The organism is Streptomyces sp. NPDC059828, from assembly GCF_042731955.1.
GTDB lineage: Bacteria > Actinomycetota > Actinomycetes > Streptomycetales > Streptomycetaceae > Streptomyces.
Genome location: NZ_JBHWIW010000033.1, coordinates 61,948 through 81,623, shown reverse-complemented (window position 1 = coordinate 81,623; position 19,676 = coordinate 61,948). Strand labels below are relative to the sequence as shown.

The 19,676-nt window shown below is 67.9% G+C and carries 11 protein-coding genes; 1 reads left to right on the top strand and 10 read right to left on the bottom strand.

The features are described 5' to 3' along the window. Positions 1-94: 94 nt before the first annotated feature. From ACFV6V_RS20495 to ngcE, 9 genes are all read right to left on the bottom strand, one after another. Complete coding sequence (locus ACFV6V_RS20495; protein WP_385566891.1) at positions 95-1,606, bottom strand: amino acid permease; 1,512 nt, start codon at positions 1,604-1,606, stop codon at positions 95-97. Between the two features lie 137 nt (positions 1,607-1,743). Next, positions 1,744-3,666 (bottom strand): 1-deoxy-D-xylulose-5-phosphate synthase, encoded by a 1,923-nt coding sequence (gene dxs, locus ACFV6V_RS20490; protein ID WP_385566889.1) that lies wholly within the window; start codon positions 3,664-3,666, stop codon positions 1,744-1,746. A gap of 205 nt (positions 3,667-3,871) precedes the next feature. Then, positions 3,872-5,167 (bottom strand): sugar ABC transporter permease, encoded by a 1,296-nt coding sequence (locus ACFV6V_RS20485; protein ID WP_385566887.1) that lies wholly within the window; start codon positions 5,165-5,167, stop codon positions 3,872-3,874. Then, on the bottom strand, positions 5,164-5,952 hold the full coding sequence (locus ACFV6V_RS20480) for an ATP-binding cassette domain-containing protein (RefSeq protein ID WP_385566885.1): 789 nt from the start codon (positions 5,950-5,952) through the stop codon (positions 5,164-5,166). The genes ACFV6V_RS20485 and ACFV6V_RS20480 overlap by 4 nt, the downstream gene beginning before the upstream one ends. 236 nt (positions 5,953-6,188) lie before the next feature. Then, entirely contained in the window at positions 6,189-7,301 is a 1,113-nt protein-coding gene (locus ACFV6V_RS20475; protein ID WP_385566882.1) for a sugar ABC transporter substrate-binding protein, read from the bottom strand. Between the two features lie 119 nt (positions 7,302-7,420). Then, positions 7,421-8,638, bottom strand: coding sequence for an ROK family protein (locus ACFV6V_RS20470; protein WP_385566880.1), 1,218 nt, complete (start codon positions 8,636-8,638; stop codon positions 7,421-7,423). Between the two features lie 227 nt (positions 8,639-8,865). Then, the gene (locus ACFV6V_RS20465; protein ID WP_385566877.1) at positions 8,866-9,816 is read right to left on the bottom strand and encodes a carbohydrate ABC transporter permease; all 951 of its coding nucleotides are present in this window, start codon (positions 9,814-9,816) and stop codon (positions 8,866-8,868) included. 1 nt (position 9,817) lies between these two features. Further along, on the bottom strand, positions 9,818-10,741 hold the full coding sequence (locus tag ACFV6V_RS20460) for a carbohydrate ABC transporter permease (RefSeq protein WP_385566875.1): 924 nt from the start codon (positions 10,739-10,741) through the stop codon (positions 9,818-9,820). Positions 10,742-10,835: 94 nt separating this feature from the next. Beyond that, positions 10,836-12,287 (bottom strand): N-acetylglucosamine/diacetylchitobiose ABC transporter substrate-binding protein, encoded by a 1,452-nt coding sequence (gene ngcE, locus ACFV6V_RS20455; protein ID WP_385566872.1) that lies wholly within the window; start codon positions 12,285-12,287, stop codon positions 10,836-10,838. 518 nt (positions 12,288-12,805) lie between these two features. On the opposite strand from ngcE, the gene ACFV6V_RS20450 reads away from it, so the two are divergent. Continuing rightward, a complete protein-coding gene (locus tag ACFV6V_RS20450) occupies positions 12,806-16,645 on the top strand; it encodes a GH92 family glycosyl hydrolase (protein ID WP_385566869.1) in 3,840 nt (1,279 codons plus the stop codon). Positions 16,646-16,773: 128 nt separating this feature from the next. Here ACFV6V_RS20450 and acnA read toward each other — a convergent pair whose 3' ends face one another. Continuing rightward, complete coding sequence (gene acnA, locus ACFV6V_RS20445; RefSeq protein ID WP_385566867.1) at positions 16,774-19,488, bottom strand: aconitate hydratase AcnA; 2,715 nt, start codon at positions 19,486-19,488, stop codon at positions 16,774-16,776. Positions 19,489-19,676 lie beyond the last annotated feature (188 nt).

Below are 19,676 nucleotides of genomic sequence, written 5' to 3'. Positions count from 1 at the left end.
GTCCGGTGAGGGTCCGGTGACCGGACCCTCACCGGACCGGTGATCGGTCCAGGTGTGCTGGTCACGAGTGTCTGCACCCTCGTGACCAGTACACCTAGTACCTGGCGTTCCTGCCCTCCTTGCCGAGGCGGCTGTGGCGGCGCCCGTAGAGGAAGTACACGGCCACCCCGATCACCATCCAGACGGCGAACCGGAACCAGGTCTCACCCGGAAGGTTGAGCATCAGCCACACGGTGGCCGCGACCGAGACGATCGGCAGCATCGGCACCCAGGGAGTACGGAACGAACGAGGCAGGTCGGGGCGGGTGCGGCGCAGGACGATCACGCCGATGGCCACGAGCACGAAGGCGAAGAGGGTCCCGATGTTCACCAGGGTCGCGAGCTCGTTGATGCTGGTGAAGCCGGCGACGATGGCGATGATCACGCCGAGCAGGATGGTCGGACGGTACGGGGTGCGGAACCGCGGGTGGGTGACCGAGAAGAAGCGCGGCAGCAGCCCGTCACGGCTCATGGCGAAGAACACCCGGGTCTGGCCCAGCAGCAGGATCAGACACACGGTGGTGAGACCGACGGCGGCACCGAAACTGATGATCCCGGCGTAGAACGGGTGCCCTACGGACTTGAAGGCATCGGCCAGTGGCGCGCTCACCGACAGCTGGCTGTAGTGCTGCATGCCGGTGACCACGATGGAGACGGCGACGTACAGCACGGTGCAGACGAGCAGCGAGCCGATGATGCCCCGCGGCATGTCGCGCTGCGGGTTCTTGGTCTCCTCGGCCGCGGTGGCCACCACGTCGAAGCCGATGAAGGCGAAGAAGACGACGGACGCGGCGGTGAAGATGCCCATGACACCGAAGTTGGTCGGTTCATAGCCGAACAACAGCTGGACCAGCGGCGCGTCCCAGCCCGAGATCCCTCCGGGCGGGACCTGCGACGGCGGGATGAAGGGCTTGTAGTTGTCGCCCACGATGAAGAACAGGCCCGCGATGATCACGATCATGACCACGGTCACCTTGATGGCCACCACGATCGCGGTGATCCGGGCGGACAGCTTCATGCCGACGACGAGAATCGCGGTGAGCACGAGCACCAGCAGGAAGGCGAGAATGTCGAAGGTGCCGCCCGCCACGTCGGGCCCTTCCAGTGCCGCTGGTAGATGCCAACCGGCGTTGTCGATCAGCGAGCGCACATAGCCGGACCAGCCGACCGCCACCACCGCCGTACCCAGGGCGAACTCCAGCACCAGGTCCCAGCCGATGATCCAGGCCACGAGCTCGCCGAGCGAGGCGTACGCGAACGTGTACGCCGAACCGGCCACCGGGACGGTGGAGGCGAACTCCGCGTAGCAGAGGGCGGCCAGCGCGCAGACGACACCGGCGACGACGAAGGCGAGCGCGGTGGCCGGGCCTGCGTTCTCCTTGGCCACCTTGCCCGTGAGCACGAAGATGCCCGTGCCGATGATGACGCCGACACCGAAGACGGTCAGGTCCCAGGCGGAGAGGGATTTCTTGAGCGCGTGCTCAGGCTCCTCGGTGTCCCGGATCGACTGCTCGACCGATTTCGTCCGAAACAATCCGGGATCTGGCGACTTCTGATCCGTACTCACCGGCGTACCTCCGTACCCATGGCTGTATGCCCATGATCGAGAGGGGTACGGACCCTCGCCCGCGCTGATGCCCCGTTTCACACGAAAGGGCCGGTCGAACCCCTTTCGGGTGGTCCGACCGGCCCAATCCTCCGGCGTCAGTCGCGGGCAGGCTCGCGTGTCTCGACCGGGTCCTCGTCGAGGCGCCCGTCGAGCCTGGCGACCAGGCCGGTGACCTGGCGGGCGATGTCCGGGGCAGTCAGGCCGATCTCGGCCAGCACTTCCTTGCGGGAGGCGTGGTCGAGGAAGCGCGGCGGAATACCGAAGTCCCGCAGCGGCAGGTCGACGCCCGCGTCACGCAGCGCCTGGGAGACGGCCGCGCCGACACCGCCCACCCGGATGTTGTCCTCGACGGTTACCACGACCCGGTGCTTCTCGGCGAGCGGGGCGAGTGCCTCGTCGACCGGCTTGACCCAGCGCGGGTCGACGACGGTCGTGGAGATGCCCTGCTTGTCGAGTAGATCCGCGACCTCAAGCGACATCGGGGCGAGCGCGCCGACCGAGACCAGCAGTACGTCGGGGCGCTCGGCGCGCGGCTCGCGCAGCACGTCCATGCCACCGACCCGCCCCACGGCCTGGACCGCGGGACCGACCGCGCCCTTGGAGAAGCGCACCACCGTGGGCGCGTCCTCGACCTCGACGGCCTCACGCAGCTGGGCGCGCACCTGGTCGGCGTCGCGTGGGGCGGCGATCCGCAGTCCAGGGACGACCTGGAGGATCGACATGTCCCACATGCCGTTGTGCGAGGCGCCGTCCGTGCCGGTGACGCCCGCGCGGTCCAGCACGAAGGTCACCCCGCACTTGTGCAGCGCCACATCCATCAGCACCTGGTCGAAGGCGCGGTTCAGGAAGGTCGCGTAGACCGCGAAGACCGGGTGCAGACCACCGGTGGCGAGACCCGCCGCGGAGACCGCGCCGTGCTGCTCGGCGATACCGACGTCATACACCCGTTCGGGGAACGCCTTGGCGAACTTGTCCAGGCCGACGGGCTGGAGCATCGCGGCGGTGATCGCGACGATGTCCTCGCGCTCCTTGCCGAGCGCGACCATCTCCTCGCCGAAGACGGACGTCCAGTCCAGCCCGGAGCTGGCGATCGGCAGGCCGGTGTCGGGGTGGATCTTGCCGACGGCGTGGAAGCGGTCCGCCTCGTCCTGGAGGGCCGGCTGGTAGCCGCGACCCTTCTCGGTGAGGCAGTGCACGATGACCGGGCCGCCGAACCGCTTGGCCCGCGTGAGCGCGGACTCCAGGGCGGCGATGTCATGGCCGTCGATCGGGCCGACGTACTTCAGGCCCAGGTCCTCGAACATGCCCTGCGGGGCGATGAAGTCCTTGAGGCCCTTCTTGGCGCCGTGCAGGGTCTCGTAGAGCGGCCTGCCCAGGACGGGGGTGCGCTCGAGGATCTCCTTGCCGCGGGCGAGGAAGCGCTCGTAGCCGTCGGTGGTGCGCAGCGTCGCCAGGTGGTTGGCCAGGCCGCCGATGGTCGGGGCGTAGGACCGCTCGTTGTCGTTGACGACGATGACGAGCGGACGGTCCTTCGCGTCCGCGATGTTGTTCAGCGCCTCCCAGGCCATGCCTCCCGTGAGGGCGCCGTCGCCGATGACGGCGACGACGTGGTCGTCCTTCTTCAGGACCTCGTTGGCCTTGGCGAGACCGTCGGCCCAGCCGAGCACCGTCGACGCGTGCGAGTTCTCGATGACGTCGTGCTCGGACTCGGAGCGTGCCGGGTAGCCGGAGAGGCCGCCCTTCATCTTGAGCTTCGAGAAGTCCTGGCGGCCGGTCAGCAGCTTGTGCACATAGCTCTGGTGGCCCGTGTCCCACAGGACCTTGTCCTTCGGGGACTCGAAGACCCTGTGCAGGGCGATGGTCAGTTCGACCACACCGAGGTTGGGGCCGAGGTGACCGCCGGTCTTGGACACGGCGTCGACGAGAAACGTCCGGATCTCTGCGGCCAGCTGGTCGAGCTGCTCCGGGCTGAGCCGGTCCAGATCCCGAGGTCCCTTGATACGGGTAAGCAATGCCACCCGTGCCTCCTTGCGTGTGAGCTGGTCGAGCATGCCGATCCGCCGAGTCTAGTGTTCCGCCCTCGGCGGCAGTCATCGGGCGGTGTGTTGCGCGTCCTTCCATCGGTGAGCCGGGCCACGGACGGGCTATCGCTACCCGCGCCCGTGGGTGAACACGCGGAAGTGCCCGGCACCAGTTCCGGTGCCGGGCACTGTGTGAGCGGCGTTACGCGCGGCCCGCGGTCTTCTGCGTCTTGCGGGTGACCGAGTCGATCACGACGGTGGCGAGCAGCACGCCGCCGGTGATCATGTAGACCACGGGGGTCCTGATGCCCTCGAGCGCGAGGCCGTACTGGATCGCGACGATCACCAGGGCGCCGAGGAGCGCGTTCCAGGTCCGGCCGCGTCCACCGAAGAGGCTGGTGCCGCCGATGACGGCCGCGGCGATGACGTTCATCAGCAGGTCGCCCGTACCAGCGCTCTGGTTGGCCGCCGCGATCTTGGAGGCCCAGAACAGGCCGCCGACCGCCGCGAAGAACCCGGAGAGGGCGAAGACCGAGATCCGGACCGCCGCGACGTTGATGCCGGCCCGTCGGGCGGCTTCGACGCTGCCGCCGAGCGCGAAGATCTTGCGACCGTAGGCGGTGCGGCGGAGCACGAAGTCCGTGATCACCAGGATGGCCAGGAACAGGACGAACGCCAGCGGCAGGCCCTTGTACTGGTTGAACATGAACGCCGCCCCGAAGGCGATGACGGCCAGCAGCACCGTGCGCAGCACGACGTCGGACAGCGGCCGGGACGGGACGCCGACGGCCTCGCGGCGACGGTTGCCCACGAAGGACGTCACGAAGAACACCACGACCGCGGCGGTCGCCAGGCCGTATCCGGCCGCGATGTCGGAGAAGAAGTACGTGGTCAGCTGGCCGACCGCACCCTCGCTGTCCAGGTTGACGGTGCCCTGGTCGCCGAGGAGCTGGAGCATGAAGCCCAGCCAGAACAGCAGACCGGCGAGCGTCACGGCGAATGCCGGAGCACCGATCTTCGCGAAGAAGAAGCCGTGGAGCGCGCCGATCGCGGCGCCGCTGGCGAGGGCCACGAAGACCGCGAGCCACTCGTTCATCCCGTGCGTCACGGCCATGACGGCGACGATCGCTCCCGAGACACCGCTGACCGAGCCGACCGAGAGGTCGATCTCGCCGAGGAGCAGCACGAAGATGATGCCCACGGCCATCGTGCCCGTGCCCACCATGGTGACGGCGATGTCCGAGATGTTCTTCGCGGAGAGGAACTCGGAGTTCAGGCTCTGGAAGACGACGGCGATGATGATCAGGCCGATCACGACCGGGATGGAGCCCAGGTCACCGGCGTGCAGCTTGCGCTTGAACTCCGAGAGGTAGCCCGCGATGCCCTGCTCGCGCACCAGCAGCCGGGGGTCGACCGCGGTGACCGCGTCGTGCGCGGCGTCCGGGTTCACAACCTGGTGTCCGCCGACACCCTGGCCGGAGGTCTTGTGGGTGCTCACTTCTGCGCCTCCGTGGTGCGCGCCGCACGACGGGTCACGGCGTTGTCCGTGGCGCCGGTGATGGCGGAGATGATCTCTTCCTGCGAGGTGGACTTGACGTCGAAGACGCCGTTGTTCCGGCCGAGCCGGAGCACGGCCACCTTGTCCGCGACGGCCTTCACATCGGCCATGTTGTGGCTGATGAGGATGACCGCGTGGCCGCGCTCACGCAGCCGCTCCACGAGGTCGAGCACCTGAGCGGTCTGCTCGACGCCGAGTGCGGCGGTGGGCTCGTCGAGGATGACGAGCTTGGGCTGGCCGAGCATCGAGCGGGCGATGGCCACGGTCTGGCGCTGACCACCGGAGAGCGAGGCGATCGGGATGCGGACGCTGGGGATGCGGATGGACAGCGTGCTCAGCAGCTCACGGGAGCGGCGCTCCATCTCGACCTCGTCGAGGACACCGCGCTTGCGCAGCTCCCGGCCGAGGTAGAGGTTGCCGACGACGTCGATGTTGTCGCACAGCGCGAGGTCCTGGTAGACGGTCGCGATGCCCAGGTTCTGGGCGTCGTGCGGCTTGTCGATCGCCACGGGACGGCCCTCCCACTCGATGACGCCGTCATCGATGGGGTGCACCCCTGCGATCGTCTTGACCAGCGTGGACTTACCGGCGCCGTTGTCACCTACGAGGGCGACCACCTCGCCGGCGTGGACCTCAAGCTCTACGTCGGTGAGCGCCTGGACGGCACCGAACCGCTTGGAGACCCCGCGCAACGCCAGCACGGGCGTAGCGAACACGTGAACCATCTCCTTCGCCGCCTGACCGGCGGGGCTGCCGCGCCCCCCGGCAGGCCAGGTGGTGCGGTGGGTCGAGCAGAATCGAGTTGTCGAAGCCGGAAGCGAGCAGAAGCGTTTCTGTCCGGTGCCCCGCCCCGAAAGCGGGGCTGGACTGGGGCGGGGCACCGGACAGGCTTCCGGCGGTCCCTGGGGCCCTGGCCTGGACGCTGGTTGGCTCCAGGTCCCTGGCCGGGACTCCGTGGGACCTACTTCAGGCCGGCCGCGTCACAGGCGGCCTTGTACTTCGCGGTGCAGATCTCGTCGACGGTGTAGACGCCGTCCTTGACCACGGTGTCCTTGATGTTGTCCTTGGTCAGCGAGACGACCGGGACGAGCACCGCGGGGATGCCGCTGTTGGTGGGGCTGTCGACACGGGCGGTCTCCACGCTCCCGAGCTTCTCACCCTTGGCGAGCTTCACGGCCATCTCGGCGGCGGCGGCGGCCTCCGGCGCGTACGGCTTGTAGACGCTCATGAACTGCTCGCCCGCGACGATCCGCTGCACACCGGCAAGCTCGGCGTCCTGGCCGGTGACCGGCGGAAGCTTGGTGAAGCCGCCCGCCTTCAGAGCGGTGATGATGCCGCCCGCCATGCCGTCGTTCGCGGAGTAGACGCCGATGATCTTTTCCTTGCCGAGGGCCGAGATCGCGGCCTCCATGTTGGCGTTGGCGTTCTCCGGCTTCCACTCCTTGGTGTCGTACTCCTTGCCGATGTTGACCTTGCCGTCGAGCTCGGCCTTCGCGCCCTTCTTGAAGAGGGCGGCGTTCGGGTCGGTGATGGCGCCGTTCATCATGACGATCTGGCCGCTCTTGGCCTTGTCGCCCAGCGCGTCCAGGAGCGCCTTGCCCTGGACGTGGCCGACCTCTTCGTTGTCGAAGGAGGTGTACGCGTCAATCGGACCCTCGGCGAGGCGGTCGAAGGCGACGACCGGGATACCGGCCTCCTTCGCCTTCTTCACGCTGCCGGCGATCGCCTTGGAGTCGACCGCGTCGATGATCAGCGCGTCCACCTTGTTGGTGATCATCGTCTCGACCTGCTGGGTCTGGAGCGTCGCGTCCTGCTTGGCGTTCGCGTAGACGACCTCGGCCTTGCCGCTGGTGAGCTCGCTGATCTTCTTCTCGATGAGCGGCTTGTCGAACTTCTCGTAGCGGGCGGTCTGGTTCTCCGGGAGGAGGAGACCGATCTTGAGGTCGTCGCCCTTCTTCTCGCCGGCGCTGTTGGCGTTCTCCCCGGACTCCTTGGCGCTGCCACAGGCGGCGAGGGACACGGCCATGGCGGTGGCGGCGACAGCCACGGCGGCACGACGCATCTGCGTGTTCATTGAGAAACCTCCCTGACGAGGCCGCGTCGCGCGGCCGAGGTGGCTGGAAGTCAACTCGGGCGCCTCGCCGTCGTCAAGGAGTAAATCCTTAACGAGATGACAACGGTGCCATTCGTTATCTAAGTGAAGGCAGGCGCGCCGGCGAGAAGCGCACCGCCAGACCCGGCGGATCCTTCCAGAAGTGTCGAATCACCCATCTCGCTGAGCACGAGCGCCAGCGCCCCCAGCACCTCGGCCCGACTGCCGAGCGCCCCGGGCAGTACGGAGAGCTGGCGGGCCGCGCTGGGAATCGCGTACCGGGAGACCGACTCCCTGATCGGCGCAAGCACCAATTCTCCCGCTTCGGCCAGATTCCCGCCCAGCACCACCCGGGAGGGATTGAGCAGATTGCACAGGTTCGCCACCCCGCTGCCGATGTGCCGGCCGACGTCGGCGATCACCCTGCGGCAGCCCGGATCGCCCTCGCGGGCGAGCTGGACGACCCGGTCCATCGTCAGGTCCTGGCCATGGCTGGGCTGGAGCAGCGGAAGGACATACCGGGCGGACGCGAAGGTCTCCAGGCATCCCCGGTTGCCGCAGCGGCAGACAGGGCCCGACTCGTCCAGCGTGATATGTCCGATCTCTCCGGCCGTACCGCCCGGTCCCCGGTAGATCTGGCCGTCTATGACCAGCCCCGCGCCCACACCGCTCGCCACCTTGATGTAGGCGAGGTCCTTCACTCCCCGGCCACTCCCCCAGACCAGCTCTCCGAGCGCACCGAGATTGGCGTCGTTGTCGACGTACACGGGCACGCCCAGCCGCCGCGCGAGCTCCTCGCTGGGGTTTATCCCGGTCCAGCCCGGCAGGATCGAGGTCGAGCCCAGGGTCCCGGACTCGACGTCTATCGGCCCCGGCACACCGAGCCCGACCCCGATCACCTTGTCCTCACCGATCCCGGTACTCGCGATCAGCCGTTTGACCAGCACTTCCGCCCGACCGAAGCCCTGCTCGGACGAGGCATCGACATCGAGTGGCTCGGACTCCTCCGCCAGCACCTGGTGCGCGAGGTTGCCCACGGCGACCCGCAGATGGGTGTGCCCGAAGTCCACGCCGATCACGATCCCGGCGTCCCCGCTCAGCGAAACGCTCCGGGCCCGCCGGCCGCCCGCCGAGGTGGGGGTCACCTCGACCGTGCCGCCGTCCTTCAGCTCACGAACGATGTTGGAGACCGTGGCGGCGGACAGGCCGGTCGCTCTCGCGATCTCGGCCTGGGTGAGCGAACCGGCCATCCGCACGGCACGTACGACCCGCTCAAGATTGGCCCGATGCAGAGATGTCTGCGACCCCGGAGTCTCCATCGACCCACACACTCCCGCTCATTACTCCAACATGTGAACTCTAAGGGGAGCCTTTAGGGCCGCCTCCCGTCAAGACCTGAGCACGCGCGGGCGGCCGCCGGATGGAGTGGGCCCCCCGCGCGCGGGCGGGCGCCGGACGGAGTGAGCCCCCCGCGCCGGATGGAGTGAGCGCGGCAGTGAGAAGCCCCCGTCCGTCTGCACCCGGGGCGGCGGACGGACAGGGCAGGCTACTTCAGCGCCCCCGCGGTCAGCCCCGCGACCACCTGCCGCTGGAAGACCACATACGCGGCCAGCACCGGCAGCATCGCCATCACCAGGCCCGCGAACAGACCCGACCAGTCGCCCTTGTACCCCTGGCTGACGGCCAGCTGCACCAGGCCCTGGGAGAGCACCTTCTGGTCCTGATCGGTGTTCAGCACCGTCGGCAGCATGTACTGGTTCCACTGCCCCAGGAAGTTGAAGATCCCCACGCTGATCAGTCCGGGCTTGGCCATCGGCAGCATGACCTGGAAGAACGTCCGGGTGTGCGAGGCCCCGTCGATCAGGGCGGCCTCCGCCACCGAGGTCGGCAGGGTGCGGAAGAAGGCGGTCAGGAAGAACACCGTGAACGGCAGCGAGTACGCGATGTACACCAGGATCAGGCCGTGGATGGTGTTCAGGAGCTGGATGTTGTTCATCACGTAGAACAGCGGGACCAGCGCCAGCATGATCGGGAAGCTCATTCCCCCGATGAAGAGGAAGTAGATGAAGCGGTTGCCCGGGAAGTCGAACCGGGCGAGGACGTACGCCGCCATCGAACCGAGCAGCAGGGTGCCCGCGAGGGAGCCGGCGACCACCAGGACGGTGTTCAGGAAGTAGTCGCTCATATGGGCCTGGCTCCATGCCCGGGACCAGTTCTCGAAGTGGAACCGGTCGGGCAGCGACCACGGTGAGCTGAAGATCGCGTTGTCGTCCTTGAAGGAGGTCATCACGGCCCACAGCAGCGGCATGACGACCATGAAGGCCCAGACGACCAGCATGCCGTGCGAGAAGACGTTGAGGACCCTGCCGTCGCCGCCTCCCCGCTTCCGCTTCGGGTGCGCGCCGGGGGCACCGGGCCGGTCGGTCTTCACCACCTGTGGCAGGGTCGAGCCAGCGGCGCCGGCGGCAGAGGATTCCGAGGTTTCGGTGGTCTTCATGTCAGTACTCCAGGCGCTCGCGCCGGCCCAGCTTCATCACGGCGGCGGCGAACGCCAGCGTGACGATCAGCAGGGCGACGCCGATCGTGGTCGCGTAGGCCGCCGCGCCGTCGCGGAACGCCGACTGGTACACGTACAGCACCATCACCGTGGTCGAGTAGTCGGGGCCGCCCGGCCCCGTGGTCATGATCTGCACCACCGCGAAGGACTCCGCGCCGAGCGCGAGGATGCCCATGTAGACCCAGCCTGACTGGATGGTGTCCCACAGCAGCGGCAGGGTGATGCGGAAGAAGGTGGTGATCCGGCTCGCGCCGTCCAGCAGTGCCGCCTCGTAGAAGTCCTTCGGGATGGAGGCCATGCCCGCCGAGAACAGGACCACGAAGAAGCCGACCGTGGACCAGACGAGGACGGCCATCACACACCACAGGGCGAGGTCCGGGTCGCCCAGCCACAGCGGCTGGACACCGTCGAGGCCGACCGCCCTGAGTGCGGAGTTGATCGCCCCGCTTTCCGGGTTGTACGCGAACTGGAAGAGCAGGGCGACGATCGCGATCGACAGCACCTGCGGGAAGAAGTAGGCGATCTTGTAGAAGGAGGAGCCCCGCACCCCGGAGACCGCGGCTCCCTTCCGGTGCCGCCCGCCGACATTGATCATGAAGGCGAAGAACAGGGCGAGGCCGATGGTCACCACCGGAAGCAGCAGCGCGAACAGCAGGCTGTGCTGGAGCGACTTCCAGAAGACCTCGTCGTCCCACAGCCGGGCGTAGTTGTCGAAGCCGACCATGGTGAAGTCCGGGCTCAGACCGGTCCAGTCCGTGAAGGAGTAGAAGATGGACTGGACGAACGGCCAGATGACGAAGAGCGCGTACAGCGCCAGGGGGGCTGCCAGGAACCCCACGATGAAGCGGTACTTGCCGTGCTGCATGGTTACCGACCCCGATCCTCCGGACTGTGCCGCCGCTGGTGCCGTGTGCTTCCGGGGGCGCACCCCAGGTCGCGCCCCCGGGAGCACGGATCGCTCACTGGTGCTTGTACTTCTTGATGGACGAGTCCTGGGCCGCCTTGTCGGCGTAGCCCTGGATCTTGCTGATCGCCTCGGCGGGGGTGAGTCGTCCGGCCATCATCTCGCCGAGGCCCGCCACGCCGATCTGCTCCTTCTGGAGCTTGACGTACCAGTCCTGGAGGCGCGGGTTGACAACGTTCTCACCGGCCGTCGCGAGCGCCGCGACACCCGATTTCAGACCCGGCGTCAGCTCGATTCCGTCGGTGCCGCCGTTGAACGCGGTGAGCGACTTGACCTGCTGGGTGAAGTTCTTCGACGACGCCTCGCCGAGCATGATGCGCAGCTGCTCCATGCCGCCCTCGACGTTCTTCGCCTTCGCCGGGACGATGAAGGGCTCACCGCCTGAGGCCCAGATGGTGCCGAACGGCATCTTGTCCGATGCGTCGAGGCCGGACGGCGCGGCGACGGCGAGGTTGAAGTCCTTCGGCATGGTGCTGGCCGCCTCGTTCTCCACCCAGGAGCCGTTGGGGATGAACAGCGCCTTGCCCTTGGTCCAGGCGGTCTGGGACTGGATGTGGTCCAGGCCCGGGGTGCCCTTGAGGATGTAGCCCTTCTTGTAGAGCTCGTAGTAGGCCTCGAACGCGGCCTTGACGGCCGGGTGCTTCCAGGCGTTGGGCTCCAGGTTGTCGATGGAGTCCAGCACCTCCCGGCCACCGATCTTGGCGATGAACGGGTAGAGCGAGAACGGCAGGTAGTACGGGTGCTTGCCGGCGTAGGTCCAGCCGGCGATGCCCTGCTTCTTCGCCTTCTCGCACAGGGCGAGCATGTCGTCCCAGGTCTCGGGGTACTGCGCGTCGAGCCTGTCCAGCGCGGTCTGCGAGTACCAGACGCCGTAGACGGTGTAGGCGTAGTAGAGGATCCACACGGGCGCGCCGTCGAACTGGCCCATCTCGACGATGCCGGGGCGCAGGGTGTCGCGCACCTTCTTGGCCGGGTTGTCGAACGAGGGTGCGTCGAGCAACGGGGTGAGGTCGGCGAGCTGCTTCTTGCCGACGAGCACGCCCATGTCCATCTGCTCGGCGCCGGAGTTGTCGATGAGGTCGGGTGGGGTGCCGCCGTTGAACCGGGGCTGGAGCTCGGACTGGATCTTCTGGGTGGCCTTGTGGGTGACCTGGGGGGCCTTCGGGAAGGCCGTGTTGTACTTCTTCTCCGCGTCGATGGCGTACTGCTGGCCGAAGCCACCGTCGAAGATGACCACCTCGAGGGGGGCGGTCTCGTTGACGCCGAGCGGGTTGATCTTGGTGACCTTGCCCTTCTCGACCTTGGAGCCGCCGGCACCGCCGGCGCCGCTTGCGCACGCCGACAGCAGGCTCATCGCCGGAAGGGCTACCAGGCCGAGTGCCGCAGAGCGTTTGATCAGATCGCGGCGGTCGAAACCGCCGTTCGGGTGGCCGGAGGTGGATCCCATGCTCAAGTCCTCGCCTTCTCCAGGACTCAGGCGGTGTACCGGTCGCCCGTCTCATCGTCTGAGGCGAAGGGCCCCGCCACCGCGGTCTTTTGCTGAAGCTGGGTCGTGCAGGGGTTCAGTGAGGCGCGGCGGGAACGGGAAGAGCTCCCGGCCCGCCGCCGCGGAGTACGGACGTTCGGGAGGCGGACGCCGACAGGTATAGTCCACTTGCGGTCGGCTGAGCAAGATCGAAAACAAGGTTGGCCGCCAGACTTTCCCGAGTTGAGATCTCACGGATACGGAAGCACCGCCCGAGCCCTTCCTCTCTGCCGCCGTTTCCACCCCTCATCCATTCGCGATCAAGAATCTCATCGAAACGGCCGAATCCGAACCTGCCACACCGTCAACACCCTTGACACCGTGCGGCACTTGCCTCCCTACTGGAGCCTGCGCAAGAGATCTGACAACGTTGTCCACCCTGTGGTCCAACACGGTCAGGCGCGGTCCGGATTCGCTTCGGCGGGAGGAAGAGCCTCGGTATGCGGCCCAGATCCAGCCCTCGGCACAGACGACTCCGCACGGCCGCCCTGGTGGCGGCCAGTTGCCTGCTGGTGGTGACGGGCCAGTCCGCCGCCGTCGCCGTTCCGGTCGGGACGCCCTCACAACCGGAGTCCCCGGCAACGGAGTTCACCACCTCCTTCGAAGCGGACGAAGACCAGCCCGACTGGCGCAACACCGTGGAGACGGGACCAGGTGGAGCCAAGCGGTCATCCGGTGTCGACGGCGGATTCGCCTCCGGAATTCCGGGCAATGTGACGGACAAGGTCACCGAGCTTCGCGTCAGCGACGAGAACAGTGGCGCCGGTGAGGTCAAGGAGAACCTGGTCGACCTCCAGCCCTCGACCAAATGGCTGGGTTTCCGGACCACCGCGTGGATCGAATTCGACATGGACGCCCCGGTCGAGGTCGTCACCTATGCGCTGACCTCGGCCAACGATTTCGCCGCGCGCGACCCCAGGGACTGGACGCTCAAGGGCTCGCCGGACGGCAAGGACTGGAAGACCCTCGACTCCCGCACGGGCGAGAGCTTCGACAAACGCCTCCAGACCAGGACCTACGACATCGACGCCGCCACTACAGCCGTGTACTCCCACTACCGGCTGGAGATCACCGCGAACAACGGCGCGTCCGACGCCACCCAGCTGGCCGATGTCCAGTTCTCCGACGGCGACACCGGCACCCCGGTGCCCGAGGACATGCGCAGCCTGGTCGACCGGGGCCCCGGGGGCTCGCCCACGGCGAAAGCCAACGCGGGCTTCACCGGGAAGCGGGCGCTGAGGTACGCGGGCACCCACAAGGCCGACGGCCGGGCGTACTCGTACAACAAGATCTTCGACGTCGACACGGCCGTGCGGGGGGACACGGAGCTGTCGTACCGGGTGTTCCCCTCGATGGCGGAGACGGATCTCCAGTACCCCGCCACTCATGTGGCCGTCGACCTCGCGTTCACCGACGGCACCTATCTGAGTGACCTCCGGGCGGTGGACTCGCACGGTGGGCTGCTGACGCCGCAGGGCCAGGGCGCGGCCAAGCGGCTCTATGCCAACCAGTGGAACCAGGTCGCCTCCCGGATCGGCTCCGTAGCGGCGGGCAGGACGGTGGACCGGATCCTGGTGGCATACGCCTCCCCCGCCGGCCCGGCGAAGTTCCAGGGCTGGATCGACGACATCAGGCTCGCCCCCGCGGCGCTCCCTCAGCGGCCAGGACGGTTGACGGACTATGTCTCCACCGTCCGCGGGACCAACTCCAGCGGCTCGTTCTCACGCGGCAACGCCTTCCCGGCGACCGCGGTGCCGCACGGCTTCAACTTCTGGACGCCGGTCACCAACGCGGGCTCGCTGAGCTGGCTGTACGAATACGCCCGGGCCAACAACACCGACAATCTGCCCACCATCCAGGCATTCAGCGCCAGCCATGAACCGAGCCCCTGGATGGGCGACCGGCAGACCTTCCAGCTCATGCCGTCGGCAGCCACCGGGACACCCGACACCTCGCGCACCGCCCGGGCCCTCCCCTTCCGCCACGAGAAGGAGACCGCGCGTGCGCACTACTACGGGGTGACGTTCGAGAACGGGCTCAAGACCGAGATCGCCCCGGCGGACCACGCCGCGATGATGCGGTTCACCTATCCGGGCGAGCAGGCATCGGTGCTCTTCGACAACGTCACCGAGCAGGCCGGGCTCACCCTGGACCCCGGTACCAGCTCCTTCACCGGCTACTCCGATGTCAAAAGCGGCCTTTCCACAGGAGCGACCCGGCTGTTCGTGTACGGAGTGTTCGACGCGCCCGTCACCGCGTCCTCGTCGGCAGGCGTCAAGGGACATCTGCGCTTCGACGCCGGTGCGGACCGCACCGTCACCCTGCGGATCGCGACCTCGCTCATCAGCGTCGACCAGGCGAAGCAGAACCTGGCCCAGGAGATCCCGGATTCGGCCGCCTTCGACCGGGTCAGGGACCGCGCGCAGGACGCCTGGGACGCCATCCTCGGCCGCGTCCGGGTCGAGGGCGCCACCCACGACCAGCTGGTGACGCTCTACTCCTCGCTCTACCGGCTGTACCTCTATCCCAATTCCGGCTTCGAGAAGGCTGGCGGAAAGGACGTGTACGCCAGCCCCTTCTCACCGCAGACCGGCCCCGACACCCCGACCCACACCGGCGCGAAGCTCGTCGACGGCCGGGTCTACGTCAACAACGGCTTCTGGGACACCTACCGGACCACCTGGCCCGCCTACTCCTTCCTGACCCCGGGGAAGGCGGGCGAGCTGGTCGACGGCTTCGTCCAGCAGTACCGGGACGGAGGCTGGATCTCCCGCTGGTCATCCCCCGGCTACGCCGATCTGATGACCGGGACCTCGTCCGACGTCGCATTCGCCGACGCGTACGTCAAGGGCGTACGGGGCTTCGACGCCGCGACCGCGTACGAGGCGGCGCTCAAGAACGCGACCGTGGCACCACCGCACAAGGGCGTGGGCCGCAAGGGCATGGAGACCTCCCCCTTCATCGGCTACGCGTCGACGGAGACCCACGAAGGCCTGTCCTGGTCCCTGGAGGGCTGTCTCAACGACTACGGCCTCTCCAGGATGGCCGACGCCCTCTTCGCGAAGACGCACAAGCCGCGCTACCGGGAGGAGTCGGCGTATTTCCGCAACCGCGCACGCACCTATGTGTCGTTGTTCGACTCCAGGACCGGCTTCTTCCAGGGCCGGGACCTGAAGGGCGAGTGGCGCGTCCCGCCGGATCGGTACGACCCCAGGGTCTGGGGCTACGACTACACCGAGACCAACGGGTACGGATACGCGTTCACCGCCCCCCAGGACACCCGGGGCCTGGCGAACCTGTACGGCGGCCGGGCGGGGCTCGGCAAGAAGCTGGACACCTACTTCGCCACCCCCGAGACCGCGTCGCCCGAGTTCGCGGGCTCGTACGGGAGCGTCATCCACGAGATGACGGAGGCCAGGGACGTACGGATGGGCATGTACGGGCACTCCAACCAGGTCGCCCACCACGTCACCTACATGTACAACGCGGCCTCCCAGCCGTGGAAGACTCAGGAGAAGGTGCGCGAGGTGCTCTCGCGCCTCTACACCGGCAGCGAGATCGGCCAGGGCTACCACGGCGACGAGGACAACGGCGAGCAGTCCGCCTGGTTCCTCTTCTCCGCACTGGGCTTCTATCCACTGGTGATGGGCAGCGGGGAGTACACCATCGGGTCACCGCTCTTCACCAAGGCCACCGTGCGCCTGGAGAACGGCCGTGAACTGGTGGTGAAGGCCCCGCGGAACAGCGCGCGGAACATCTACGTCCAGGGCGTGCAGGTCAACGGCCGGCCCTGGAGCTCCACCGCGCTGCCGCACGACCTGCTCGCGCGCGGCGGCACACTGGAGTTCTCCATGGGCCCGCAGCCCTCTCGCTGGGGAACGGGGCGGGATGCCGCTCCGGTGTCCATCACCCAGGACGACCGGGCGCCGGAGCCGCGGCGCGACAGGACCAGCGGCCCGGGCCCTCTCTTCGACGACACCTCCACCACGGAGGAGTCGCTGGAGGCATCGGTGCCCATGGAGCTACCCCTCACCTCCGGGGTCCGCGCGGTCCAGTACACACTCACGTCGTCGGCGAAGGGCACGGCGCCGTCGGGCTGGGTGCTCCAGGGCTCGCCCGACGGCACCACCTGGACCGATGTCGACAAGCGGTCCGGTGAGTCCTTCGCCTGGGACCGGCAGACCCGGGTGTTCACGGTCGGGCGGCCGGGGACCTACGGGAAGTACCGGCTGGTCCCCGCCGCAGGGGCCTCACTCGCCGAGATCGAGCTGATCGCTTAGCGGCCCCGCCCCAGCGCCCGTCCCGTCCCGTCCCGTCCCACGCCGCAAACGCCCCGGCCGCCATCCGTCGAAACGGATGGCGGCCGGGGAGACCACCCAGCGGGGTCCGTTGGACCCCTCGGTGGCCCTTACTTGCGGATCAGGCTCCGCAGCACGTACTGCATGATGCCGCCGTTGCGGTAGTAGTCCGCCTCACCGGGGGTGTCGATGCGGACGACCGCGTCGAACTCCACACCGCTGTCCGTGCTGACCTTGACGGTGCGCGGCGTGGTGCCCTCGTTGAGTTCGGTGACACCGGCGAAGGAGAAGGTCTCCTCGCCCGTCAGGCCGAGGGACTCGGCCGAGGCGCCCTCGGGGAACTGGAGCGGGAGCACGCCCATGCCGATGAGGTTCGAGCGGTGGATGCGCTCGTAGGACTCGGCGATGACGGCCTTGACGCCGAGGAGCGCGGTGCCCTTGGCGGCCCAGTCGCGGGACGAGCCGGAGCCGTACTCCTTGCCGGCCAGGACGACCAGCGGGATGCCCTGGTCGATGTAGTTGCGGGAGGCGTCGTAGATGAACGACACCGGCGCGTCCGCCTGGGTGAAGTCGCGGGTGTAGCCGCCCTCGGTGCCCGGCGCGATCTGGTTGCGCAGGCGGATGTTGGCGAACGTACCGCGGATCATGACCTCGTGGTTGCCACGGCGGGAGCCGTAGGAGTTGAAGTCACGACGCTCCACACCGTGCTCGGTGAGGTACTTGCCGGCCGGGGTGTCGGCCTTGATCGCACCGGCCGGGGAGATGTGGTCGGTGGTGACCGAGTCGCCCAGCTTGGCCAGGACACGGGCGCCGGTGATGTCGGTGACCGGGGTGGTGTCCATCGTCATGCCCTCGAAGTACGGGGGCTTGCGGACGTAGGTCGACTCGGCGTCCCACTCGAAGGTGTTGCCGGTCGGGATCGGCAGGGCCTGCCACTGGGCGTCACCCGCGAAGACGTCCTGGTAGGACTTGTTGAACATGTCCTCGCCGATGGCGTTGGCCACGACGTCGTTGACCTCGGCCTCGGAGGGCCAGATGTCCGTCAGGTAGACCGGGTTGCCCTCGGTGTCGATGCCGAGCGCCTCACGGGTGATGTCGACCTTCATGGAGCCCGCGAGGGCGTAGGCGACGACCAGCGGCGGGGACGCCAGGTAGTTCATCTTGACGTCGGGGTTGATCCGGCCCTCGAAGTTGCGGTTGCCGGAGAGCACCGAGGTCACGGCCAGGTCGTGCTCGTTGACGGCCTTGGAGACCTCCTCCGGCAGCGGGCCGGAGTTGCCGATGCAGGTGGTGCAGCCGTAGCCGACCAGGTTGAAGCCGACCTTGTCGAGGTACGGGGTCAGGCCCGCCTTGTCGAAGTAGTCGGTGACGACCTTGGAGCCCGGGGCGAGGGTGGTCTTGACCCACGGCTTGCGGGTCAGGCCCTTCTCGACCGCCTTCTTGGCCACCAGCGCGGCGGCGACCATGACGTACGGGTTCGAGGTGTTGGTGCAGGAGGTGATCGCGGCGACGGTGACGGCGCCGTGGTCGATCTCGTACGTGGTGCCGTCGGGGGCGGTGACGGTGGTCGGGCGGGTCGGCACGCCGTTGGTGGAGGCCGGGGCGTCGGAGGCCGGGAAGGACTCCTTGCCCGCCTCGTCGGCGTCGTCCACGTAGTTGCGGACGTCCAGCGCGAACTGCTGGGCGGCGTTCGCGAGGACGATACGGTCCTGCGGGCGCTTCGGGCCGGCGATCGACGGGACGACGGTGGAGAGGTCGAGCTCCAGCTTCTCGGAGAAGTCAGGCTCGGCGGCCGGGTCCAGCCAGAGGCCCTGCTCCTTGGCGTATGCCTCGACGAGGGCGACCTGCTGCTCGCTGCGGCCGGTCAGCTTCAGGTAGTTCAGGGTCTCGCCGTCGATCGGGAAGATCGCGGCGGTGGAGCCGAACTCCGGCGACATGTTGCCGATGGTGGCGCGGTTGGCGAGCGAGGTCGCGGCAACGCCCTCGCCGTAGAACTCGACGAACTTGCCGACGACGCCGTGCTTGCGCAGCATCTCGGTGATCGTGAGCACGAGGTCGGTGGCGGTGGTGCCGGGGGTGAGCTCACCGGTGAGCTTGAAGCCGACGACGCGCGGGATGAGCATCGAGACCGGCTGGCCGAGCATGGCGGCCTCGGCCTCGATACCGCCGACGCCCCAGCCCAGCACGCCGAGGCCGTTGACCATGGTGGTGTGCGAGTCGGTGCCGACGAGGGTGTCGGGGTAGGCCTGGCCGTTTCGGACCATGACCGTGCGGGCCAGGTGCTCGATGTTCACCTGGTGGACGATGCCGGTGCCGGGCGGGACGACCTTGAACTCGTCGAAGGCGGTCTGGCCCCAGCGCAGGAACTGGTAGCGCTCCTTGTTGCGGCCGTACTCCAGCTCGACGTTCTGACCGAAGGCGTCCGGGGTGCCGAACTTGTCGGCGATCACGGAGTGGTCGATGACGAGCTCGGCCGGGGCCAGCGGGTTGATCTTCGCCGGGTCGCCGCCGAGCTCCTTCACGGCCTCACGCATGGTGGCGAGGTCCACGACACAGGGCACACCGGTGAAGTCCTGCATGATCACGCGGGCCGGCGTGAACTGGATCTCCTGGCTCGGCTGCGCCTGCGAGTCCCAGCCGCCGAGAGCCCGGATGTGGTCGGCGGTGATGTTGGCGCCGTCCTCGGTGCGGAGCAGGTTCTCCAGCAGGACCTTGAGGCTGTAAGGGAGGCGCGCGGAGCCCTCGACCTTGTCCAGCCGGAAGATCTCGTACGACTCGTCGCCCACGCGCAGCGTGCTGCGGGCGTCGAAGCTGTTCGCCGACACGACAGTCTCCTTTTTCCATGTGCGCGTACGAACCGCATCCTGCCGCCTGTGGCTGCTACCGATCCGCTAAGGTAAGACTTAGTTAGGTCAGCCTTACCAGCGGTCGCAACGAATGAGGAGTGCGGTACGCCTTCTCACAGATATCTCGATGTCGAGATAACTCTAGTACATGACCGCTGAGCGGTCAT